At 73.7% G+C, this 21,071-nt stretch carries 24 protein-coding genes and 1 tRNA gene; 13 read left to right on the plus strand and 12 right to left on the minus strand.

Annotated elements, in window-relative coordinates:
* Positions 1 to 58 precede the first annotated feature (58 nt).
* A complete protein-coding gene (locus CFP66_RS08125; RefSeq protein ID WP_094921871.1) occupies positions 59 to 244 on the plus strand; it encodes a hypothetical protein in 186 nt (61 codons plus the stop codon).
* 193 nt (positions 245 to 437) lie between these two features.
* Here the strand turns inward: CFP66_RS08125 and CFP66_RS08130 are convergent.
* Positions 438 to 512: transfer RNA gene (locus CFP66_RS08130), tRNA-Thr, on the minus strand.
* A 103-nt stretch (positions 513 to 615) separates the two neighbouring features.
* Here CFP66_RS08130 and CFP66_RS08135 point away from each other — a divergent pair.
* The 3 genes from CFP66_RS08135 to otsB are packed head-to-tail and all read left to right on the plus strand — an operon-like array spanning position 616 to position 4,239.
* Positions 616 to 2,025: a threonine/serine exporter ThrE family protein gene (locus CFP66_RS08135; RefSeq protein ID WP_094921872.1), complete on the plus strand. Its 1,410-nt coding sequence runs from the start codon at positions 616 to 618 to the stop codon at positions 2,023 to 2,025.
* A gap of 31 nt (positions 2,026 to 2,056) precedes the next feature.
* On the plus strand, positions 2,057 to 3,487 hold the full coding sequence (locus CFP66_RS08140) for a trehalose-6-phosphate synthase (RefSeq protein WP_094921875.1): 1,431 nt from the start codon (positions 2,057 to 2,059) through the stop codon (positions 3,485 to 3,487).
* Positions 3,484 to 4,239 (plus strand): trehalose-phosphatase, encoded by a 756-nt coding sequence (otsB, locus tag CFP66_RS08145; protein ID WP_094921877.1) that lies wholly within the window; start codon positions 3,484 to 3,486, stop codon positions 4,237 to 4,239. Before CFP66_RS08140 ends, otsB begins: the two co-directional genes overlap by 4 nt.
* Positions 4,240 to 4,242: 3 nt before the next feature.
* Here the strand turns inward: otsB and CFP66_RS08150 are convergent, their stop codons facing one another.
* Positions 4,243 to 4,635 carry a DUF3291 domain-containing protein gene (locus CFP66_RS08150; protein ID WP_198961313.1) on the minus strand — a complete coding sequence of 131 codons (393 nt, stop codon included), beginning with the start codon at positions 4,633 to 4,635 and terminating at the stop codon, positions 4,243 to 4,245.
* Positions 4,636 to 4,719: 84 nt separating this feature from the next.
* Here CFP66_RS08150 and CFP66_RS08155 point away from each other — a divergent pair, with 84 nt between their 5' ends.
* Positions 4,720 to 5,274 carry a TetR/AcrR family transcriptional regulator gene (locus CFP66_RS08155; protein WP_094921879.1) on the plus strand — a complete coding sequence of 185 codons (555 nt, stop codon included), beginning with the start codon at positions 4,720 to 4,722 and terminating at the stop codon, positions 5,272 to 5,274.
* A gap of 12 nt (positions 5,275 to 5,286) precedes the next feature.
* Here the strand turns inward: CFP66_RS08155 and CFP66_RS08160 are convergent, their stop codons facing one another.
* A complete protein-coding gene (locus CFP66_RS08160; RefSeq protein ID WP_094921881.1) occupies positions 5,287 to 6,390 on the minus strand; it encodes a LacI family DNA-binding transcriptional regulator in 1,104 nt (367 codons plus the stop codon).
* A 132-nt stretch (positions 6,391 to 6,522) separates the two neighbouring features.
* Here CFP66_RS08160 and CFP66_RS08165 point away from each other — a divergent pair, with 132 nt between their 5' ends.
* The 3 genes from CFP66_RS08165 to CFP66_RS08175 are packed head-to-tail and all read left to right on the plus strand — an operon-like array spanning position 6,523 to position 9,262.
* Entirely contained in the window at positions 6,523 to 7,524 is a 1,002-nt protein-coding gene (locus CFP66_RS08165) for a metal ABC transporter solute-binding protein, Zn/Mn family (protein WP_094921882.1), read from the plus strand.
* 5 nt (positions 7,525 to 7,529) lie between these two features.
* Positions 7,530 to 8,369, plus strand: coding sequence for a metal ABC transporter ATP-binding protein (locus CFP66_RS08170; RefSeq protein WP_094921884.1), 840 nt, complete (start codon positions 7,530 to 7,532; stop codon positions 8,367 to 8,369).
* Positions 8,370 to 8,377: 8 nt separating this feature from the next.
* Positions 8,378 to 9,262, plus strand: a complete 885-nt coding sequence (locus tag CFP66_RS08175; protein WP_094922357.1) for a metal ABC transporter permease — start codon at positions 8,378 to 8,380, stop codon at positions 9,260 to 9,262.
* 795 nt (positions 9,263 to 10,057) lie between these two features.
* On the opposite strand, the gene rlmB is transcribed toward CFP66_RS08175, so the two are convergent.
* Positions 10,058 to 11,044 carry a 23S rRNA (guanosine(2251)-2'-O)-methyltransferase RlmB gene (gene rlmB, locus CFP66_RS08180; RefSeq protein ID WP_094921887.1) on the minus strand — a complete coding sequence of 329 codons (987 nt, stop codon included), beginning with the start codon at positions 11,042 to 11,044 and terminating at the stop codon, positions 10,058 to 10,060.
* On the minus strand, positions 11,045 to 12,436 hold the full coding sequence (gene cysS, locus CFP66_RS08185) for a cysteine--tRNA ligase (RefSeq protein ID WP_094921889.1): 1,392 nt from the start codon (positions 12,434 to 12,436) through the stop codon (positions 11,045 to 11,047).
* A 93-nt stretch (positions 12,437 to 12,529) separates the two neighbouring features.
* Between cysS and CFP66_RS08190 the strand changes: the two genes are divergently transcribed.
* Positions 12,530 to 12,949 (plus strand): glyoxalase/bleomycin resistance/extradiol dioxygenase family protein, encoded by a 420-nt coding sequence (locus CFP66_RS08190; protein ID WP_094921891.1) that lies wholly within the window; start codon positions 12,530 to 12,532, stop codon positions 12,947 to 12,949.
* Between the two features lie 34 nt (positions 12,950 to 12,983).
* Here CFP66_RS08190 and ispF read toward each other — a convergent pair whose 3' ends face one another.
* From ispF to CFP66_RS08205, 3 genes are all read right to left on the minus strand, one after another.
* Complete coding sequence (gene ispF / locus CFP66_RS08195) at positions 12,984 to 13,451, minus strand: 2-C-methyl-D-erythritol 2,4-cyclodiphosphate synthase (RefSeq protein ID WP_094921893.1); 468 nt, start codon at positions 13,449 to 13,451, stop codon at positions 12,984 to 12,986.
* Positions 13,448 to 14,101: a 2-C-methyl-D-erythritol 4-phosphate cytidylyltransferase gene (locus CFP66_RS08200; RefSeq protein ID WP_369804984.1), complete on the minus strand. Its 654-nt coding sequence runs from the start codon at positions 14,099 to 14,101 to the stop codon at positions 13,448 to 13,450. The genes ispF and CFP66_RS08200 overlap by 4 nt, the downstream gene beginning before the upstream one ends.
* Before the next feature lie 68 nt (positions 14,102 to 14,169).
* Positions 14,170 to 14,661 carry a CarD family transcriptional regulator gene (locus CFP66_RS08205; RefSeq protein ID WP_094921897.1) on the minus strand — a complete coding sequence of 164 codons (492 nt, stop codon included), beginning with the start codon at positions 14,659 to 14,661 and terminating at the stop codon, positions 14,170 to 14,172.
* Positions 14,662 to 14,959: 298 nt separating this feature from the next.
* Between CFP66_RS08205 and CFP66_RS08210 the strand changes: the two genes are divergently transcribed.
* Positions 14,960 to 15,601: a hypothetical protein gene (locus tag CFP66_RS08210; RefSeq protein ID WP_094921899.1), complete on the plus strand. Its 642-nt coding sequence runs from the start codon at positions 14,960 to 14,962 to the stop codon at positions 15,599 to 15,601.
* 7 nt (positions 15,602 to 15,608) lie between these two features.
* Entirely contained in the window at positions 15,609 to 16,991 is a 1,383-nt protein-coding gene (gene radA / locus CFP66_RS08215) for a DNA repair protein RadA (RefSeq protein WP_094921901.1), read from the plus strand.
* 4 nt (positions 16,992 to 16,995) lie between these two features.
* Here the strand turns inward: radA and CFP66_RS08220 are convergent, their stop codons facing one another.
* The 3 genes from CFP66_RS08220 to CFP66_RS08230 all read right to left on the minus strand — a co-directional run bounded on the left by CFP66_RS08220 (position 16,996) and on the right by CFP66_RS08230 (position 18,846).
* Positions 16,996 to 17,361: a transcriptional regulator gene (locus CFP66_RS08220; protein WP_094921903.1), complete on the minus strand. Its 366-nt coding sequence runs from the start codon at positions 17,359 to 17,361 to the stop codon at positions 16,996 to 16,998.
* Positions 17,358 to 17,825 carry a hypothetical protein gene (locus CFP66_RS08225; protein ID WP_094921905.1) on the minus strand — a complete coding sequence of 156 codons (468 nt, stop codon included), beginning with the start codon at positions 17,823 to 17,825 and terminating at the stop codon, positions 17,358 to 17,360. The genes CFP66_RS08220 and CFP66_RS08225 overlap by 4 nt, the downstream gene beginning before the upstream one ends.
* 118 nt (positions 17,826 to 17,943) lie before the next feature.
* Positions 17,944 to 18,846 carry a hypothetical protein gene (locus tag CFP66_RS08230; protein WP_143517170.1) on the minus strand — a complete coding sequence of 301 codons (903 nt, stop codon included), beginning with the start codon at positions 18,844 to 18,846 and terminating at the stop codon, positions 17,944 to 17,946.
* A 165-nt stretch (positions 18,847 to 19,011) separates the two neighbouring features.
* On the opposite strand from CFP66_RS08230, the gene CFP66_RS08235 reads away from it, so the two are divergent.
* Together CFP66_RS08235 and CFP66_RS08240 are read left to right on the plus strand one after the other, a co-directional pair.
* Positions 19,012 to 19,878: an A/G-specific adenine glycosylase gene (locus tag CFP66_RS08235; protein ID WP_198961314.1), complete on the plus strand. Its 867-nt coding sequence runs from the start codon at positions 19,012 to 19,014 to the stop codon at positions 19,876 to 19,878.
* Between the two features lie 4 nt (positions 19,879 to 19,882).
* Positions 19,883 to 20,341, plus strand: a complete 459-nt coding sequence (locus CFP66_RS08240; protein WP_094921912.1) for a hypothetical protein — start codon at positions 19,883 to 19,885, stop codon at positions 20,339 to 20,341.
* A gap of 80 nt (positions 20,342 to 20,421) precedes the next feature.
* Here CFP66_RS08240 and CFP66_RS08245 read toward each other — a convergent pair whose 3' ends face one another.
* Positions 20,422 to 20,997 carry a dihydrofolate reductase family protein gene (locus CFP66_RS08245; RefSeq protein WP_094921914.1) on the minus strand — a complete coding sequence of 192 codons (576 nt, stop codon included), beginning with the start codon at positions 20,995 to 20,997 and terminating at the stop codon, positions 20,422 to 20,424.
* Positions 20,998 to 21,071: the final 74 nt, after the last annotated feature.

Here is a 21,071-nt window from a genome sequence, read left to right on the forward strand (position 1 = left end):
GCGACCACGTATGCCAGCTTGGTTCCAGTCATGACCAGGGCAGACGTAACGTGCCGACGTGGATGAAGAGCTGGTGACGACGGCCGAGCTTGCCGCGCGTCTCAAGCTGTCCACGCGGTCGATCTACCGCTACTACGCGGACGGGAAGATCACCCCGGACTTCACGACGCCGGGCGGCGAGCACCGGTGGAACGTCGAGAACGTCAAGGAGCAGCTCCGAGCACTGCGCCGGCGCCCGACGTGAGCCGCACCATCCCCGCCGGCGCACCAGAGCGGGGAGGGCGAGCCGCCGTGATCGCCAGGGTCGAGACCTGGCCGCCGGGTGTGAGCCTGGTCCCGATCCTGCCGCTCCTGCGGGGGCCTGCCGTGTTCAGCCCGCGTACGGCATGCCGGACCGCAGGTAGCTATGAACCGCATCGCCCCTGGCCAGAGGACTGTGGAGCCGGGGGTCGGGATCGAACCGACGACCTACCGCTTACAAGGCGGTTGCTCTACCACTGAGCTACACCGGCCGGTACTGCCCGCCATCCTAGTGCCGGCGCCGCTCCCGCCTACCCTGGGCGCCATGCCGCAGTCGATCGTCGCCACAGGCGGCGTCCGTCCGGGCGGGCCGGTATGACGCCAGGTCAGAGGTTCACGCGCCGGGTCCGCAGTGCGTTGCGCAAGGAGGCGTACGGGCTGCTGCATGCCGGTCCCCCGTCGGTGCAGTTGATGCGGCCGCTCGGCCCCCGCGTTCCGGACGACGCGCGCGTGCAGCAGGTGCTCGACTTCTGCATGCGGGTGGGTGAGGTCCTGCTCTCCAGCGGCGAGAGCGCCGACGAGACCACGCAGACGATGCAGCGACTGGCGGCGGTGGCGGGGCTGTCGGCGGTCGACGTCGACATCACGTTCACCTCGATCACGATGTGCTGCCACCGCGGGATGAGTGCTGCGCCGGTCACCTCGATGCGACTGGTCCGCCACCGTTCCCTCGACCTGACCCGGCTCGAGGAGGTCGCCCGGATCATCGAGCGGCTGGAACGGGCCGAGCTCGACCTCGACGCGGCCGCCACCGAGCTCTCCGAGGCGGTCAGCGCTCCCCACCCCTACCCGCGCTGGGTCGCCACCACGGGCTGGGCGGGGTTGGCGGGCTCCATCGCGCTGCTGCTCGGGGCGGAGCCGCTCACGGCGCTCGTCGCATTCCTCGTCACCGCTCTCATCGACCGGCTCGGGCGGCTTCTGAACCGGTGGGGGCTGCCCGCGTTCTTCCAGCAGGTGGTCGGCGGGATGGTGGCCACGGGGGTCACGCTGGCGCTGTTCGCCGTCGGCATGTTCCCGCCCGGCACCCGACCATCGCTGGTGGTCGCGGCGAGCATCACGGTGCTGCTGTCGGGCCTGTCGGTGGTCGGCACCGTGCAGGACGCCATCTCCAGCTACTACGTCACATCGGCCGGCCGCGCAGCGGAGATCATGCTGCTCTCCGCGGGACTGCTGACCGGTGTGGTGCTCGCCCTGAAGATCGGGTTCGAGTTCGGCGTCGCGCTCGAGGTGGCGGGGGAACTACCGACGGGCGTGGCCCAGTTCGGCATCTCCGCGCTCGCGGGCGCGCTCGCCGCGGCGTCGTTCTCGCTCGCCGGCTACGCGCGGCTGCGCCCGCTCCTCGCGGCCGGGCTCGCCGGGGCGCTGGGCTGGAGCACCTACGGCGCCCTCACCCAGGTGGTCGCGTTCGGACCGGTGGCCGCCACCGGTGCCGCGGCCGTGGTCGTGGGGCTCGCCACCGGGCTGCTGCGGCGGGTCGGCGGGGTCTCGCCACTCGTCGTCACGCTCGCCGGCATCACGCCGCTGCTGCCGGGCTTCTCGGCCTACCGCGGCTTCTACCAGCTGGCGGTCGAAGGGCTCGCCGACGGGCTGGTCACCGTCACCATCGCGCTCGGCACGGGGCTCGCGCTCGCCGCCGGCGTGGCGTTCGGCGACTTCGTGGCCCGGCCGCGCACGCAACCCGTTCTCGGTCTCACGGAGCCCCCATCGGAGGCCGAGCCACAGTAGGCTCGTGTTCGCTGAGCGCACGAGGAGGAACATGCCGACCGGCGATGCTCTGTCCGATGCCGAGTTCGTGGTGGTGGCCAACCGGCTGCCGGTCGACCTGGAGAAGCTCCCCGACGGCACGCAGCGCTGGAAGCGGAGCCCGGGCGGTCTCGTCACCGCGCTGGAACCGATGCTGCGCAGCCGCGAGGGCGCCTGGGTCGGCTGGCCCGGGCTGCCCGACGCCGACGTCGAGCCGCTCGTCGAGGACGGCCTGCAGCTGCACCCGGTGCGGCTGTCCGCGCAGGACGTCGAGGAGTACTACGAGGGCTTCTCCAACGCCACGCTGTGGCCGCTCTACCACGACGTGGTGGAGCGTCCCGCCTTCCACCGCCACTGGTGGCAGAGCTACGTGCGGGTCAACCAGCGCTTCGCCGAGGTCGTGGCGGAGGTGGCCGCGAAGGGCGCCACCGTCTGGATCCAGGACTACCAGCTGCAGCTGCTCCCGGCGGCGCTGCGGGAGCTGCGCCCCGACCTGCGGATCGGGTTCTTCCTGCACATCCCCTTCCCGCCCACCGAGCTGTTCATGCAGCTGCCGTGGCGCACCCGAATCGTGGAGGGGTTGCTCGGCGCCGACCTGGTCGGCTTCCACACCCCCGGCGGCGCCCGCAACTTCCGCTGGCTCGCCACCCGGCTAGCCGGGGCCAGCCCCGGGCAGGGGCGCACCGAGGTCCTGGTCGACGGCCGCCCCGTCAAGCTCGGCGCGTACCCGATCTCGATCGACTCCTCGAACCTCGACCGGCTCTCCCGCACCCCCGAGGTCCTCGAACGCGCCAAGCAGATCCGAGCCGACCTGGGCGACCCGGAGCGCGTCGTCCTCGGCGTCGACCGGCTCGACTACACCAAGGGCATCGACGTCCGGCTGCGCGCCTTCGAGGAGCTGCTCGTCGAGGGCCGGATCGACTCGGAAGACACCGTGATGATCCAGCTCGCCACCCCGAGCCGGGAGCGCGTCGAGCACTACCAGAAGATGCGCAACGACATCGAGCAGTCCGTCGGGCGGATCAACGGCGAGTACGCCCGCGTCGGGCACCCCGCCGTGCACTACCTGCACCAGGCGCTGCCGCGCGAGGAGCTGGCCGCGTTCTTCGTGGCTGCGGACGTCATGCTGGTCACCCCGCTGCGCGACGGCATGAACCTCGTCGCGAAGGAGTACGTCGCCTGCCGGCACGACAACGGCGGCGTGCTGGTGCTGTCGGAGTTCGCCGGCGCCGCGATCGAGCTCAAGGACGCGATCCTGGTGAACCCGCACGACACCGACGGCGTCAAGAACGCCCTGTTCGCCGCCCTCACGCTCGCGCCGGACGAGGGCAAGCGCCGGATGCGGGCGATGCGCAGGCAGGTCATGGGGCACGACGTCGACCGCTGGGCCCGCAGCTTCCTCGACGCGCTCGGACTCCCGCCGCCGGACGGGGCGGACTCGTGACCGACCTCGACGCCGCGGCCCGGGAGCTGGCCCGGGTGCCCCGGCTGCTCGTGGCCCTCGATTTCGACGGCGTGCTCGCCCCGATCGTCGACGTGCCGTCACAGGCGCGGCCCCTCCCGGCCACCGCGGCGGCGATCGACGCGCTGGCCGCCCTGCCCGACACCACCGTCGCGTTGCTGTCCGGGCGCGGCCTGGCCGACCTCGCCGCCGTGTCCGGCTTCGGCCGCCCGATCCGGTTGGTCGGCAGCCACGGCGGCGAGTTCGACGACGGTGACGCGAGCTCCCTGCTCGACCACGCGCAGCGCGACCGGCTCGAACGGCTCGCCGCCGAGCTGCGCGAACTCGTGGCCGGCGAGCCGGGCGTCACGCTGGAGGACAAGCCGGCCGGGGTGGCCGTGCACGTGCGCAACGCCCCGCCCGAGGTCGGCACCCGCGTTCTGGACGCCGTCCGCGCCGGGCCCGCTGCCCGCCACGGCGTCGCGGTCACCCCGGGCAAGGCGGTGCTGGACCTCTCGGTCGTCACGATGGACAAGGGCGCGGCGCTGGAGGTGCTGCGCGAGCGCGCGGACGCCGGCGCCGTGCTGTTCGCCGGCGACGACGTCACCGACGAGACCGCGTTCGCCCGCCTGCGTCCCGGTGACGTCGGGGTGAAGGTGGGACCTGGGGACACCGCAGCCGAGCACCGCGTGGACGGGCCGCCGGACGTCGGCGCGCTGCTGGAACTGCTGGTGCAGCAGCGCGGCGGGCGCTAGGCACTAGCGCCGCTCGGCCGCGGCCAACCGGCGTCCGGCCTCCTCCCAGGTGGGCAGCGCGCTCCCCGGGGTGTTCCAGAACCGGAAGACCGAACCGGCCATGGCGCCACGCTGCCGTGCCATCACGGTGCGGTGCGGCTCGGCCCGCACGGCCGCGTCCAGGCAGGCGCGGTCGCGCCAGGCGCTGAGGGTCGCGAACTCGCGGCGCAGCGGGTGCGCGACCAGGGAGAGGCCGACGACGCCGGGCGCCTTGCGCATCTGCGCGTGCACCCGCATCGCGTCGACGAAGAACGGCAGCACGTGGCGCAGGCCGCGCACACGGAACCGGGACGCCATCACGAGGACCTCGGCGGTCGGCTCGGGCGTGGCGACGGTGATCCAGGGCAGGGTGGGCACGGGAACCTCCATGAGTCTTGTCGTTGACAAGATGCCCGTCCGACCACATCTTGTCAATGACAAGACACGCGGTAGGCTGAGCGGGTGCCCTACCACCACGGCGATCTGCGACGGGCCCTGCTCGACACCGCACTCGAGGCGATCGGCGAGCACGGCCCGGCCGCGGTCAGCCTGCGCGACGTGGCGCGGCGGGCCGGGGTGTCCCACGCGGCGCCCACGCACCACTTCCGCGACAAGGCAGGGCTGCTCACCGCGCTCGCGACGGAGGGGTGGTCGCTGCTGGCGGACGCGCTGGGCGAGGCGGCCGGCCAGGGGTTCGGCGAGGTCGGCGTCGGTTACGTCCTGTTCGCCACCTCCCACCCCGCGCACTTCGCGGTGATGCGCGCCCCCGGGCTCGCTCGGGCTGATGACCCGGAGCTTCAGGCCGCCATGCGCCGCGCAGAGGCGCAACTGCAGTCCGGCGCGGAGCGCTTCGCGACCGGCAGCGGGCGGGGGAACAGCGCCACCGCCCTGGCCGCCTGGTCACTGGTTCACGGGCTCGCCGCCCTGCTCCTCGAAGGTGCCGTGGCCCCCGAGCCCGGGTCGGACGTGGCCACGCTCGCGCGCGACGTCACCGCACACCTGCGCCCACCGCCCTGAGGCGTGCCATGATCACCAGCCGGAGAAGAAGCGCTCCTCCGCACGGGCGCGGGCACTCGTCGAGCCCACGACGAGCTCGGTGGGCAGCGTGACCCGGCGCGGACGGTTGCGGTCGCCGCGTTCCAGCAGCAGTTCCCCGGCCACGCGACCCTTCTCCAGCACGGGCTGGCGCACGGTCGTCAGGCCGGCGCGCTCGGCCTCGGGCACGCCGTCGAACCCGGTGATCGTGAGCTGCTCCGGCACCCTCAGGCCACGGGCCGAGGCGTGCCCGAGCGCGCCGAGGGCCAGGATGTCGGAGGTGCAGATGACGGCCGTGAGGTCGGAGTGCGCCGCGAGCAGGGCCGCCGCCGCGTCCTGCCCGGCCTCGACGGTGTGCTCGAAGCGCTCGTGCACGGGCACACCCGTCCAGTCCACACCGACCTCGGCCAGGCCGTCCCGGATCCCCGCCAGCCGGTCGCGCTGCACCGGGTAGGTGGCGCCCGCCTGCCGCTCCGCGGAGACCGGACCGTCGTTGCGACCGGCCGCCAGGCGCATGCACAGCACCCCGACCCGCCGGTGCCCGAGCCCGGCCACGTGCCGGGTGAGCGCGAGCATGCCGGCGCGGTCGTCGACACCGACCCGGTCCACGCCCTCCACGCCCGTGGGCTGGTCGCAGACCACGGTGGGCAACGGACGCTCGAGCACGGCGAGGAAGTGCGGGTCGTCCTCGCGCACGGAGTAGACGACGAACCCGTCGACACCCGCCTGGTGCACGGTCGTGACGTCCACCTGCTCCGGACTGACCGGCACCAGCAGCAGTCCCTGGCCCGCCTTCTCGCAGGCGAGCGCGAGACCCTCGAGGAACCCGGTGGCCGCGGGGTCGCGGAAGGCGTAGGACAGCGCCTCGGTGAGCAGCAGCCCGACGGCGCCCGCCTTGCGCGTGCGCAGGGAGCGGGCCACGGGGTCCGGCCCCGGGTACCCGAGGCGGCGGGCCGCCTCCAGCACGCGCGCGCGCAGGGGCGCCGACAGCTGGTCGGGGCGGTTGTACGCGTTCGAGACCGTCGTCCGTGACACACCGAGCTCGGCAGCCAGCGAGGCGAGAGTCGCAGGCCGGCGGACGTTGGGAGGCCCTGCCATCCGCGAACCGTAACGGTTCAGACACTCAGCGGGAAAGTCGTGTGACGCGGCCCTCGGGGAGGGCCTCGCATCACGGGTTAGAGTGAATCGACAACGGTTATCACTCCTTACGATATGTCCGGGAGCTTCCCCATGCCGTACCGCCGCGCAGCCGTCGCCGCGCTCGCCGCACTCGCCCTCGCCGGCTGCGGCGCCGGCCCCGAGGCACCCCCCGCCGACGCGCCCGTAGGCGAGGAGCCGCTCGCCGTCGTCGCCTCCACCAACGTCTACGGCAGCATCGCCGAGGCCGTCGGCGGCGACCGCGTCAGCGTGGAATCGATCATCGACGACCCCGCCGCCGACCCGCACTCCTACGAGAGCACCCCCGCCGACGCCGCCGCCGTCGCCGAAGCGCGGCTCGTCGTCGCCAACGGAGGCGGCTACGACGACTTCGTGACGCAGCTCGTGGAAGCCTCCGGCAGCGCGCCGACCGTGATCGAGGCGGTCGAGGTCTCCGGTCTCGCGCCCGAGGAAGAGCACGCCGAGAGCGAGGAGCACGCCGCGGACGAGCACGCCGCGGACGAGCACGGGCACGGGCACGCGCACGAGCACGGCGAGTTCAACGAGCACGTCTGGTACAGCCTGCCCACCGTGCAGGCCCTCGCGACGCGGCTGGCCACCGACCTCGGCGCGGCCGACCCGGCCGGCGCGGCCGAGTTCACGGCGAACGCGGAGGCGTTCAACGGCAGCGTGGCCGAGCTGGTCAGCCGCGCCGAGGCGATCGGGGCCGCACAGCCCGGCGCCCGGGTCGCCGTCACCGAGCCGGTCCCCGGCTACCTCGTCGAGGCCGCAGGCCTCACCGACGTCACGCCCCCGGAGTTCACCGAGGCCATCGAGGAGGACACCGACCCGCCGGCCGCCGTCCTCCAGGAGACGCTCACGCTGTTCCAGGGCGACCCCGTGCGGGCCCTGATCGTCAACGCGCAGACCGAGACCCCCAGCACCGACCAGGTGCGCCAGGCGGCGCAGACTGCAGGGGTGCCCGTCGTGGAGATGACCGAGACGCTCCCGGAGGGCACGACCGACTACGTCGCCTGGATGGGCGCCCAGATCGACGCCCTCGGCGGCGCGCTGGGGACCGCGACCGGAAGCTGAGGCCCGTGCCCGCACCACCCACCACACCCACCGACGCCCCGACCGACGTCGCGCCTGCGGTGTCGCTGCGCGGCGCGCGCGTGAGCTTCGGCGACCGCACGCTGTGGGACGGACTCGACCTGGACATCGCGCCCGGCGAGTTCGTGGCGGTGCTCGGCCCCAACGGTTCCGGCAAGACCACCCTCGTGCGGGTGCTGCTCGGGCTGCTCCCGCTGTCGGCGGGCGAGGTCCGCATCGCCGGCCGCGCGCCGCGGCGCGGCAGCCCCGCCATCGGCTACGTCCCCCAGCAGAAGGCGCTCGACCCGGACCTGCCGCTGCGCGGACGCGACCTCGTCGGCCTCGGCCTGGACGGGCACCGCTTCGGGCTCGGGCTGCGGGGCCGGCGCGAGCGGCGGGACCGGGTGGACGCCGCGCTGGCCGCCGTCGCCGGCACCGCCTACGCCGACGCGCCGGTCGGGCGCCTGTCCGGCGGCGAGCAGCAGCGCCTGCGGGTGGCCCAGGCCCTGGTGGGCGACCCGGACGTGCTGCTGTGCGACGAGCCGCTGCTCTCGCTCGACCTGTCCCACCAGCGCACGGTCACCCGGCTGGTCGACGAACGGCGGCGCACCGCGGACACGGCCGTGCTGTTCGTGACGCACGAGATCAACCCGGTGCTGCCGCTCGTGGACCGCGTGCTCTACCTCGTGGACGGCCGCTTCCGGATCGGGCCGCCGGAGCAGGTCATGACGTCCGAGGTGCTCTCCGAGCTCTACCGCACCCACGTCGACGTCCTGCGCGTGCGCGGGCGGCTCGTCGTGGTCGGCGCCGAGGAGCGCGGCGAGCACTGCCACGAGGAGTCGGCGTGAGCGAGCTCCTGGAGCAGTTGTTCTCGTTCGAGGGGATCGGCGAGCTGCTCACGGCCGAGTTCGTGCAGAACGCGCTGATCGCCTGCGCTCTGCTCGGCGTCGTGGCCGGCAGCCTCGCCCCCCTCATCGTCGCGCGCGGCATGGCGTTCGCCGTGCACGGCAGCGCCGAGCTCGCGTTCACCGGCGGAGCAGCCGCCCTGCTCCTCGGGATCAGCGTCGGGATCGGAGCCGCGGCCGGCGCGATCATCGCCGGAGCGGTCTTCGGCATCTTGGGCCTGCGCGAGCGGCAACGCGACTCCGCGATCGGCGTCGTCCTCGCGTTCGGGCTCGGGCTCGGTGTGCTGCTGCTGGCCATGTACAGCGGGCGCGCGTCGAGCAAGTTCGGCCTGCTGGTGGGTTCCATCGTCTCCGTCACCCGCGAAGACCTCATCGTGCTCGCGGTCACGGCGGCAGTGATCATCCTCGTGACGGGTGTGCTGTACCGGCCGCTCCTGTTCTCGAGCACGGACCCGGTGGTCGCCGCAGCCCGCGGCGTCCCCGTTCGGCAGCTCTCGGTGCTGTTCGCCGTCCTGGTCGGGCTGCTGACCGCGGTCGCCGTCCCGATCGTGGGCGCCATCCTGGTGCTGTCGGTCACCATCACCCCCGGCGCCGCAGCTGCTCGCATCTCGAGCAACCCGGCGGTGGCGACGGTGCTGGCCTTCGCCTTCGCGGAGACCGCCCTGGTGGGAGGGGCACTCCTCTCCCTGGCGCCCGGACTCCCGATCTCCGGCTACGTCGCTTCGATCTCGTTCCTCATCTACCTCTGCTGCCGCGTCATCGGGAAGATGCGAGATCCGGCGAGGGCGTCCCGACTGCGAGCGCGGGGTCCTCGGGAGCCTGCAACGTCAGCCTGACCGGCGACCGCCAGAGGCGTGGATCGCCACGGAGGTTCAACCGTCCGTGCAGCCAACGGGAGCGTGTTGCCGGATGGGGCCGCAGTGCGGGTGGTGATCGCTGCGAGAAGCACCTGACGTCGCCGCGACAGCAACCACGCACTGCTCGCACCGATCACCCGGCCCTGATCACTCCGACAAGTACGCCACCGTCGTCGTACCCGCGCCCAGGTGCTGATCAGATCGATCACCGCGGGCCGCGTCGCGGCCGGCATCGTCGATCACGGGCGGATGGTCGTGCTCGACGATCGACCGACCACCATGTGCCCGTGATCGACGCAGCGCCCGCGGTGCGGGCCTGACCGACTCGGCAACAGGCTCCCGGCGCGGTCCATGTCCCGATCTCGCCGGTCATGGTCGGAAACACGCCTCGAGCCGGCCCGATGATCATCGTGAAGGGGTGGATCGGGACCACCGCAAGGTGCGCGAGCACGCAGCAGGGGCGGGCTCGTCCAGGACAGGCCTGGGCCCGCGCCGGGAACGGCCGTCCACCCAGCCCCGATATTCGGTAGTTGTGCCAACCCGGCCACCTCGCCAACGGGCGGGGTCGGGGAACTCGGCCGATTGCACGGAAGGCCAGGGCGGGGAGTGGGGCAGTGGTCGCGAGCCGGGGACGGCCCGCCCACAGGAGATTCAGCGGAACACGCGACGGCGAGCCGGCGCGCGAGAAGCACGTCAGCGCGGTCGCGAGGACCTTGGGGTGCGACTCGCACTGATCTATCGCACTGATCGGCGCACCCGGGCCGCGCCGCGCACCTACCCCGAGAAGGTCCGCCGCTGGCGGGCCACCTCGGCCAGCACCACTCCCGCGGCCACCGAGGCGTTGAGCGATTCCACGGCCCCGTCGAGCGGGATCCCGACGGTGACGTCGCAGGTCTGCTTGACCAGCCGCGACAGGCCCTTGCCCTCCGACCCGATGACCAGCACGAGCGGGTCGTTGGCGAGCTCGAAGTCGTCGAGCGAGACACTGCCCTCGGCGTCGAGGCCGGCCACCATGAAGCCCGCGGTGGCGTACTCGCGCAGCGTGCGAGTGAGGTTGGTGGCCCGCGCCACCGGCACGCGCGCGGCGGTGCCGGCGGACGTGCGCCACGCGACGGCCGTCATGCCGGCGGCCCGGCGCTGCGGGACGACCACGCCGTGCCCGCCGAACGCGCCGACCGAGCGGACCACGGCACCGAGGTTGCGCGGATCGGTGACACCGTCGAGCGCCACGATGAGGCCCGGTGACGGCGACTCGCTCGCGATCTCCAGCAGCTCGTCGGGGTGGGCGTAGGAGTAGGGCGGCACCTGCAGGGCGAGCCCCTGGTGCAACGCACCACCGGTGATCCGGTCCAGGTCGGCCCGTGGCACCTCGAGGATCGAGATCCCCCGGTCCGCGGCCAGCTGTACGGCCTCGGCGACGCGCTCGTCGGCGTGCGTGCCCAGCGCGACGTGCAGCGCCGTGGCCGGAACGCCCGCGCGCAGGCACTCCACGACCGGGTTGCGGCCGAGCACGGTCTCCGGGGCGTCCCCGTCGCCGGGCCGGCGCCGGTTGCCCGCGGCGCCACGGCCGCCCTGCTTGGCCTTCGCCGCGGTGTCCCTGGCCGCGCGCCGCGCCGCCGGGTGACCGGGCCGCATGTCGGCGGGTGGCGTGGGGCCCTTGCCCTGCAGTGCGCGGCGGCGCTGGCCGCCCGAACCGACGACCATGCCCTTCTTGGTGCCATCCTTGCGCATCGCTCCGCGGCGCTTGGAATTGCCGGCCATCTATGCGTCCTTCAGTGTCCAGGTGGGGCCGTCGGGGGAGTCCTCCACGGAGACCCCGGCGGCGGTGAGACGGTTGCGCACCTCGTCGGCAGCCGCGAAGTCGCGGCGGGCCCGCGCCTCCTGGCGCTGCGCGAGGAGATCTTCGACGAGTGCGGTGAGCGCGCTGCCCGTGATGTCCCCCGGGCCGTCGGACTCCGCCCAGAAGGGATCGAGCGGGTCGAGCCCCAGCACGCCGGTCATCGCGCGCACAGCTGCGGCAGCGGCGCCCGCCGCGGCGTGGTCACCGCGGTCCAGCGCGGTGTTGCCCTCGCGGACGGCGCCGTGCACCACAGCCAGTGCACCCGGGGTGCCCAGGTCGTCGTCCATCGCGGCGGCGAACTCCGCGGGCACCGTGCCGGTCTCCGGCGTGCCGGCCCGCTCCCGCACGCGGTGCACGAACGACTCGATCCGCCGGTAGGCGGCCACCGACTCCTGCAGCGCGGTGTCGGAGTACTCGATCGACGAGCGGTAATGGGGGCCCACGAGGTAGTAGCGCAGCTCGACCCCGCGCACCCGCTGCAGCAGCGCCTCGATCGAGAGCGTGTTGCCCAGCGACTTGGACATCTTCTCGCCGCCCATGGTGACCCAGGCGTTGTGCAGCCAGTACCGGGCGAACGGGTCGCCCGCGGCGTTCGACTGGGCCCGCTCGTTCTCGTGGTGCGGGAACACCAGGTCCAGCCCGCCGCCGTGGATGTCGAACTCGGACCCGAGGTACGCCGTGGCCATCGCCGAGCACTCCAGGTGCCACCCCGGTCGCCCCCGGCCCCATGGCGTGGGCCAGGACGGCTCACCCGGCTTCGCGGCCTTCCACAGGGTGAAGTCCTGCGCATCCCGCTTGGCCCCGGTGTCGCCCTCGCCCTGCGCGACGTCGTCGACCTTCTGGTGCGACAGCTCGCCGTAGGCCGGGAACGAACGCACCGAGAAGTAGACGTCGCCGCCCGAGGCGTAGGCGTGGCCGCCCGCGACGAGCCGCTCGATCAGCTCGGTCATCTGCGTGACGTGCCCGGTGGCGCGCGGCTCGATCGAGGCCGGCAGGCAGCCCAGCGCGTCGAAGGCCGCGGTGAAGGCGCGCTCGTGCGTGGCGGCCCACTCCCACCACGGCCGGCCCGCGTCTGCGGACTTGCGCAGGATCTTGTCGTCGATGTCGGTGACGTTGCGTACCAGCACGACGTCGAGCCCGGAGCGGGCGAGCCAGCGGCGGAGGACGTCGTAGTTGAGGGAGGAACGGACGTGCCCGATGTGCGGCAGTCCCTGCACGGTGGCCCCACACACGTACATCGACGCAGCCCCGGCCCGCAGCGGGACGAAGTCCCGTTGCATCCTCGTGGCGGTGTCGTGCAGGCGGAGGCTCACGTCTCCAGGGTACGGAGCCGGTGTGGCGTCCATCGCGCGCGGTGTTCCGTTTCGTCCACGACGGTGTAATGCGGCACCGCCACGATGGTCGGCATGAGCCCCATCACCGGCCTGCACCCCCGCCTCGTCGTGGAGGGAGCCGACGCCGCACTCGAGTTCTACACCCGCGCTCTGGGCGCCACCGTCACCGAGCGCTACACCGGCCCCGACGGGCGCGTCGTGCACTCCATGGTCGAGGCGGGCCCGGCCCGCTTCGCCGTCAAGGACGCGGGCGACGGCGACCCGGCCCCGACCGGCGACGGCATCCCCGTGATCATGTCCCTCGACGTCGCCGACGCCGACACCGTGGCCGAGCGCATGCTCGCCGCGGGCGCATCGGTGATCTTCCCGATCGCCGACCACGGCTACGGCGACTACGGCGGCCGCCTGCGCGACCCGTTCGGCCACCAGTGGCTGATCGCCCAGCGGGTCGAGGCCCTCACGCCGGAGCAGATCCAGGAACGCGTCGGCTGACGGCCCGCCGTCGGCCCCGACAAGTTCCTGAACCTCAGGAGTCGGGCACCAGCAGGGCCGTGGCGATCGCGGCGATGCCCTCGCCGCGGCCGGTCAGCCCCAGGCCGTCCGTCGTCGTACCGGACACCGCGACCGGGCCGCCGACCGCGTCGGAGAGCACCCGCTGCGCTTCCGCTCGCCTGGTGCCGATCTTCGGCGCGTTGCCGATCACCTGGACCGCGGCGTTGCCGACCGCCCAGCCCTGCGCCGCGACGATCCTGCGCACCTCGGCGAGCAGCACCACCCCGCTCGCGCCCGACCACTCGGGACGCCCCGTGCCGAACACCGCCCCGACGTCGCCCAGGCCGGCCGCCGAGAGCAGCGCGTCGCACAGCGCGTGCGCGGCGACGTCGCCGTCCGAGTGCCCCGCACAGCCGTCCACGCCGTCCCAGCGCAACCCGGCGACCCAGCACTCCCGCCCCGGTTCCACGGGATGCACGTCCGTGCCGATCCCCACCCTCACAGCGCGATCGTCCCCTGCGCCACCAGCTCGGCGAGCTCCAGGTCCCACGGGCTGTGCAGCGCGAACGCCGAAGGGTGCCCGGCCACGGTGTGCACGGTGCCTCCCGCCGCGGTGTGCCGGCGGACGACGTCGAGCGGATCGGCGCCGATCTCGGCGGGCAGCAGGTCGGCGCGGAGGGCGATCGGCGTCTGCAGCACGCGCAGCGCGGATCGGTCCGGCGTCGCCGTGAGGACGCCGCTGCCGTCCACCCGCTTGACGGTGTCGGTGAGCGGCAACACGGGTACGGCCATCTCGTGACCATGACGCACCGCGGCGACGACCGCGGCGACGAGCGCACCCGGCGCCATCGGGCGGCGGGCGTCGTGCAGCAACACGATCTCCCGCACACCCGCGGTGCTCACGGCGTCACCAATCGTGTCGGAGGCTCGTTGAGCGGTGTGTGCCCCGACATCCAGCAGCGCGTGCAGCCCGCCCGCGCGCACGCTGACGGGCTCCGCGGCACAGGCGAGCTCGAGCGCCGCGTGCAACGCCGGTTCGGCGAGCACGACGATGCGGTCGACCAGGCCGGTGGCCCGCAGCACACGTGCCGCGCGCACGACCACCGGCACACCGTCGACCGGCGTGAGAGCATGCGCCGAGCCCGCCACCACCGCCGCGACAACGGACTCGCGGAGGTCGGTGGGAGGGGACTCGACGTTTCCAGGCAGAGCGACCGCGCTCAGGCGTTGGCGGTGGCCAGCACCTCGTCGAGCAGGACCTCGGCCCGCTCCTCGTCGGTGCCCTCGGCGAGCGCGAGCTCGCTGACGAGGATCTGCCGGGCCTTGGCCAGCATTCGCTTCTCCCCCGCGGACAGGCCGCGGTCCTTCTCGCGCCGCCACAGGTCGCGCACGACCTCGGCGACCTTGTTCACATCACCGGAAGCCAGCTTCTCGAGGTTGGCCTTGTACCGGCGGGACCAGTTCGTGGGTTCCTCGGTGTGCGGGGCGCGGAGCACCTCGAACACCCGATCCAGACCCTCCTGGCCCACCACGTCGCGGACGCCGACAACCTCGGCGTTCTCGGCGGGAACACGCACCGTGAGATCACCCTGCGCGACCTTCAGGACGAGGTACTTGCGCTCCTCGCCCTTGATCGTCCGAGTCTCGATGGCCTCGATGAGAGCGGCACCGTGGTGCGGGTAGACGACGGTCTCTCCGACCTTGAAAACCATGTGTCCTCTGCCCCTTTCGCTGCACCCAGGTTAACACGCCCGAACCTGCCTTCGCTGCCCGGTAGGCCCTGTCGTCGCAGGTCAGGGGATTGACAATGGCGACGAAACGTGCAGGTGCGCGTGCAGGGGAGGGCCGGAGGGGACCGCGACCAGCACAGCTACCCGTGGCGTTAGGCTCTCTCCGGTCGCACCCGGCGACCACCCGAGCGATCATCGCGGGCGCGCTGCGTCCGCATTCCTCGCTCCGCCGATCCACCGGCTCGGCGGAATGCCAGGCGACAGGAAGGACGTCACCCCCGTGAGCGACCGAGCGAGCCGCCGCCCGACCCGTGCTGCACTCGCCGTCGGCACCCTGATCGGGGCCCTCGCGCTCGCCGGTTGTGGTGCGGGCCAGGTGACGCAGACCAGCGAGCAGGTCGCCGCCGTGGAAGGCGCCAACGCGACCGCGGGCCCGATCGCGGTCCGCAACGCCACCGTCGAGTACGACGGCCCGGTCGAGGCCGGCATCGTCCACCGCGCGGGCGGCGACGCCGCGCTGACGATGGCGATCGTCAACTCCGGCGCCGAGCTGGACCGCCTGGTGTCGGCCAGCAGCCCGGTGGCCACCACCGTGCAGGTCAACGGCGACATGCGGATCCCCGGCGGGCAGGCGCTCGCCGTCCGGGGCGCACCCGCGACCCCCGCACCGGCGCCGGCCGAGGCCGCAGCGCCCGATCAGGAGCAGGCGCCCGACGCCGCACCGCAGGCCGGTGCCGTCGCCCCGCTGCCGGTCGACGAAGGCGTGCCGGGCGTGGCGAACATCGTGCTCAGCGGCCTGCAGGAGGACATCCAGGCCGGCCTCACGTACCCGCTCGTCCTGACCTTCGAGCGGGCGGGCGAAGTGCGGTTCGAGATCCCCGTGGCCAACCCGGAGGCCCTGCGCGAGGACGGGCACGCGTAGCTCCGGCGTGGCCACCCGCACCCGATCCACCCGCAACGGCTACCGCTGCACCGAGTGCGGGCACCAGGCCGCCCAGTGGGTGGGCCGGTGCCCCACCTGCCAGGCCTGGGGCAGCCTCGAGGAGGCGACGCCCAGCGCGCCCGCCCGGCCCCGCCAGCGCGTGGCCGCCGGGGCGCCGAGTGCGCCCGCGCGCCGCATCGGCGACGTCGCGCTCGACTCGGCACGGTCCCGGCCCACCGGGATCTCCGAACTCGACCGGGTGCTGGGCGGTGGTCTCGTCGCGGGCGCGGTCGTACTGCTCGCCGGGGAGCCGGGCGTCGGCAAGTCGACGCTGCTGCTCGAGGTCGCCGCGCAGGTGGCGCGCAGCGGGCGCGTGCTGTACGTCACGGGCGAAGAGTCCGCCGGGCAGGTGCGGTTGCGCGCCGAACGCACCGGGGCCGTGCACGACGAGCTCTACCTCGCGGCCGAGTCCGACCTGGGCGCGATCATCAGCCACCTCGACGAGCTGCGCCCGGACCTGCTGATCGTCGACTCCGTGCAGACCATGTCAAGTGCCGAGGCCGACGGGGCCCCGGGCGGGGTCACCCAGACCCGCGCCGTCACCGTCGCGCTCACCGGGCTGGCCAAGGAGCGCGGCCTGCCCGTCCTGCTCGTCGGGCACGTCACGAAGGACGGGGGCATCGCGGGCCCCCGGGTTCTGGAGCACGTCGTCGACGTCGTGCTCGGGTTCGAGGGCGACAAGCACTCGACGCTGCGCATGGTCCGCGGGATCAAGAACCGCTTCGGCCCGGCCGACGAAGTGGGCTGCTTCGAGATGCGCGACTCCGGCATCGTCGGCTTGCCCGACCCGTCCGGACTGTTCCTGGCCCGGTTCGGCGGGCCGCCGGTGCCCGGCACGGCCGTCACGATCGTCATGGACGGTCGCAGGCCGCTCCCTGCGGAGCTGCAGGCCCTCGTCACGGGCAAGGACATCCCCAGCCCGCGCCGGGCCGTCAGCGGCCTCGACAACGCCCGTGTGGCGATGCTGCTCGCCGTCCTGGAGAAGCGGGCCGGCGTGCGGTTGCACGACGCGGAGGTCTACGCGGCCACCGTGGGCGGGATGCGCGTCGTCGAGCCCGCCGCCGACCTGGCACTCGCCCTGGCGATCACCTCGGCCCGCCGTGACGTGGCGTTGCCCGCCGACGTCGTCGTGCTGGGAGAGCTCGGCCTCGCCGGCGAGGTGCGCCGCGTCACCGGCCTCGACCGCAGGCTCGCCGAGGCCGCCCGCCTCGGCTTCACCCACGCCCTCGTCCCGCCCGACAGCGGCGAGGCACCCGAGGGCATGCGCCTCACCGAGGTGCGCGACGTCGGCGTGGTGCTCGATGCGATCCGCCCCTCCCGCAAGCAGTGAGCCGTCACCGGTCTGCCGCTTCGGGCTGTTCGGGCGAGCCGTGGGCCCGGCTCAGGTCGGTCAGCCAGGCGAGGTGGGCGCTGAGGGCCCCTCGCCCGACGGCGGTGAGGCGGAACCAGGTGCGGGGCCGGCGCCCGATCGAGCCCTTGCGGACCTCGAGGTAGCCGGCGTCCTCCAGGGTGCGGCTGTGCTTGGAGATCGCCGAGTCGCTCACGGCGAGCATGTCCCGGGCGGTGGCGAAATCGACCCAATCGGCACCCTGCAGCAGCGCGCACAACGCCAGCCGTGGACCGGTCTCCAGCAGCGGGTCCCGACCCGACACCGAGATGCCATCGGCGGAGTCGGCCTGCGCGGGACCGTGCCCGCTCATGAGGTGACTCGGCCGGCCTCGATGTCGGCACGCATCGCCGAACGGGTCGCCACCTGGGCGATGAACACGGCGACGGCGACCGGAACGAGCATGTACAGCGCGATGTCGCGGTGGGAGTGCTGGACGAGTTGCTGGATCCCGAAGAACCCGCCGACGGTGATGACGAGTCCGGCCAGCCAGATCTTGTAGGCCTTCGGGTAGGCGCTGATCCGACGGGGCAGGTACACGCCGGAGCGGCGCCGCCGGACCATCGAGTACACCGCCGAGCCGATACCCACCGCGGCGACCGCCCACTGCAGGTACATCCAGTTGCCGGACGGCAGGTACGACAACCACACCGGCACCCCCGCGAACAGCACCAGCACCACCCCGTAGACCACCCAGTAGGAGCGGGGGAACTGGGCGTGCGCGGCGAGCCTGCGCCGCGCGGCGGCGACCTGGTCGAGCTCGGGCGTTCCGGACATGACTCCTCCGTTCAGCGGCAACTACTTTCTATATGGAAAGCGTAGGCAGCACGGGAAGCGGTGTCAAATCGCGCAGTGGCCGACGGGCGGGATGCCCGTCAGGAGTCGCCGGTCCGGTTCAGGAGGTGCGGACGAAGGGCGTGGGCGGGCTGATTACGTCGTCCACCCGGCTCATGACGCGGTAGTCGCCCGCGGGCACCGTCGAACGCTCCAGCGGGCAGCCGGGTTCCGAGGTGCGCCCCGCCCAGCGCACCGAGGAGGCGACGGGCTGGCCCGGAACCAGGGTGCGCAGGTCCACGCCCTGCGCGCTCGAGCAGTCGTTGCTCGACCACAACCGCTCACTGCCGTCCGCGCTCCAGACGACGATCTCCTGCCGGACGGGGTCGAGGTCGCGCACGCAGGGTTGGTCGGAGACGTTGGTGACCACCAGTCGCAGCAGGGGACGCTCGCCCACGCGGTGCTCCGGACGATCCACCTCGGCCGCCACGGCGAGCATCTCGTTCGTGCATGCGACGGGCCCGGTGGGTGGCACAGGGGCGGGAGAGGGCGCCGACGAGGAGGCGCGCGGGGCGTCGTCGGGCAGGAGCCTCTCGCCGGTGCCGGGCGCACTCGATTCGGCCGTCGACGTGTCGGGGCCGCCCTCGACGAGCGCGCGCGGCGGCTCTCCGGTGGCCGACGGCGGCCCCTCCGGCCCGGGCTGCAGCGACGGCGCACCCTCGGGCCGGGACTGCGGCGGCGCACCCTCCGGCTCGGGCTGCAGCGACCGCGGCCCCTCCGTCCCCGGCTGCAGCACGGAGGCGCCCGGCGCAGCCGGGGACGGGGAGGCCTGCTGGGGAGCGGACACGGCGGCAGGGCGACTTGCGAGGCTGGTGGTGTCGTCGCCCTCCGGGGCGGCGGCTGCGCGGGCGATCGCGGCGGTCCCCGAGGCCAGGAGGACGAGGACGGTGAACACCGAGGCGATCGCGGCCCAGCGTCGTCTCCAGTAGACGGACGCGGGCAGCGGACCCACCGGCTCCCACACGTCACACAGAGTATCTGAGCGACTACCACATGTTGCGAATGCCGTGCTGCCACGGCGCGTCGCGACGCGCCGGAAGCACCCGAGCGACGGTCCCACGGTAGATCGTTTGCGCCAGTGCTCGCCCCCGTAGGGCCGCCACCAGGCACAGTGGCACGATCGTCAGCCGTGTCGACCGCCGCAGTCGTGCTCGACTGGTACCCCGCCGCCGCCCGCGACCTGCCCTGGCGGCGCCCGGACACCACGCCGTGGGGGGTGCTGGTCAGCGAGTTCATGCTCCAGCAGACGCCGGTCGCGCGCGTCGAGCCGGTCTGGACCGAATGGCTCGCGCGCTGGCCGGCCCCGTCGGACCTGGCCACCGCCTCCCGCGCCGACGTCCTGCGCGCCTGGGGCAAGCTCGGCTATCCCCGCCGCGCCCTGCGGCTGCACGAGGCCGCCGGCGTGATCGCCACCCGGCACGGGGACGCCGTCCCGGCCGACGTCGACGCCCTGGAGGCGCTGCCCGGCGTCGGCTCGTACACGGCACGGGCGGTGGCCGCGTTCGGCTACGGGCGGCGCTGCCCGGTGGTCGACACCAACGTCCGCCGCGTCGTCGCCCGCGCGGTGCACGGCCGCGGCGACGCCGGGCCCGCTCGCACCACCGCCGACCTCGCCGACGTCGACGCCCTGCTCCCGCCCGACGCCCACTCCGCAGCCGTCGTCTCCGCCGGGCTCATGGAGCTGGGCGCGGTGATCTGCACGGCGCGCGGCCCGCGCTGCGGCGCCTGCCCGCTGCACGAGACGTGCGCCTGGCGGGCAGCGGGCCGCCCGGAGTACACCGGGCCGCGCCGCCCGGTGCAGGGCTTCGCCGGCACCGACCGCCAGGTCCGCGGCCGCCTCCTGGACGTCCTGCGCGGCGCCGACGAGCCCGTGGAACGCGCCGCGCTGGACGCCGCGTGGTCCGACGCGGCGCAACGCGACCGCTGCCTGGACTCCCTGCTCGTCGACGGGCTGGCCGAGCAGCACGACGACGGCCGCTTCGCGCTGCCCGCCTGACGCCGTGGCCCAGACCGTCCGCTTCCGCCTCGACGACGCCGCGTGCGCCGAGCTGACCGCGCTGCGGGCGCAGCTGATCGCACACGGCATCGCGGTTCCGGACGGGGCGCCCGCCGTGACCGCCGCGGCGGCCGGAACCATCCCGCAACCCGCCCGCGACGCGTTGGCCACCGAGGTGCGCCTGCTCGCCCTGCCCTCGATCTGGCTGGCCACCCTCGGCACCGTGGCCGGCCGTCCGGACGAGCTCGTGCTCGCCGCCGTCGTCGACACCGAACTGCTGGCCGTCCACGGCGCCGTGCACGACGCGCTGGCCGGTCGCGTGCGCTCCCCGCTGGCGGCGTACCTCCCGGGGACCTGGCTGCCGCACTGCGTGCTGGCCACCGAGCGCCCGGCCGAGGCGTTCGCCGTGCTGCACCCGGTGCCGACCGTCCGCGCGCGGGTGGTGGCGGTGGACGTCGGCTGAGCGGAGCTTGCGGAGCGAACACCAATGCTGAGCGGAGCTTGCGGAGCGAACACCAATGCCGAGCGGAGCTCGCGGAGCGATCAGGCAGGCCGGAGCACCCGGTAGCGCAGGTGCGTCACGTCACGGCCCTCGAGGCGCCGGACGAGTTCCAGCTCGACCGGCCCTTCGTCGGCGTCCCCGAAGAGCCGACGTCCCGCGCCCAACAGGACCGGAACGAGATGGATCTCCAGCTCGTCGAGCTCGCCGACCCGCAGCAGCGCCTGTGCCGCCCCCGCGCCGTGCACCATGACGGCCCGGTCACCGGCCGCGGCCCTGGCCTCGGTGGCGCACTCGACGACATCGGTGCAGAACTTCGCGCTGCCCGGCGGCACGTCGCCGTCGTCGACGTGGTGGGTGAGCACCCGGATCGGCACGCCGTCGTGGTGATCGCCGTTCCAGCGGCCGGCGAGCTCGAACGTGCGTCGTCCGGCGATCACGGCGCCGGTCGCCAACGCCTCACCGAACACCTGCCCGTTCACCCCCGGGGACATCCGGTCGTCGAGCCAGTTGAACAACCGTCCCCCGCCGCGGCCGAGCTCCTGCCCGGGCCGGTCGTCGGGGCCGGCGATGAAGCCGTCCAGGGACATCGACATGTAGAGCCGGATCGTTGCGGTCATCGGCCCAGCATGGGAGATCGGGGGGCGGGATCCCAGATCTCCGGGATGGCAGTGTGGGATCGCGGGCTGCCGGT

The sequence above is a fragment of the Pseudonocardia sp. MH-G8 genome (genome assembly GCF_002262885.1).
In the GTDB taxonomy this organism is placed as follows: Bacteria; Actinomycetota; Actinomycetes; order Mycobacteriales; family Pseudonocardiaceae; genus Pseudonocardia.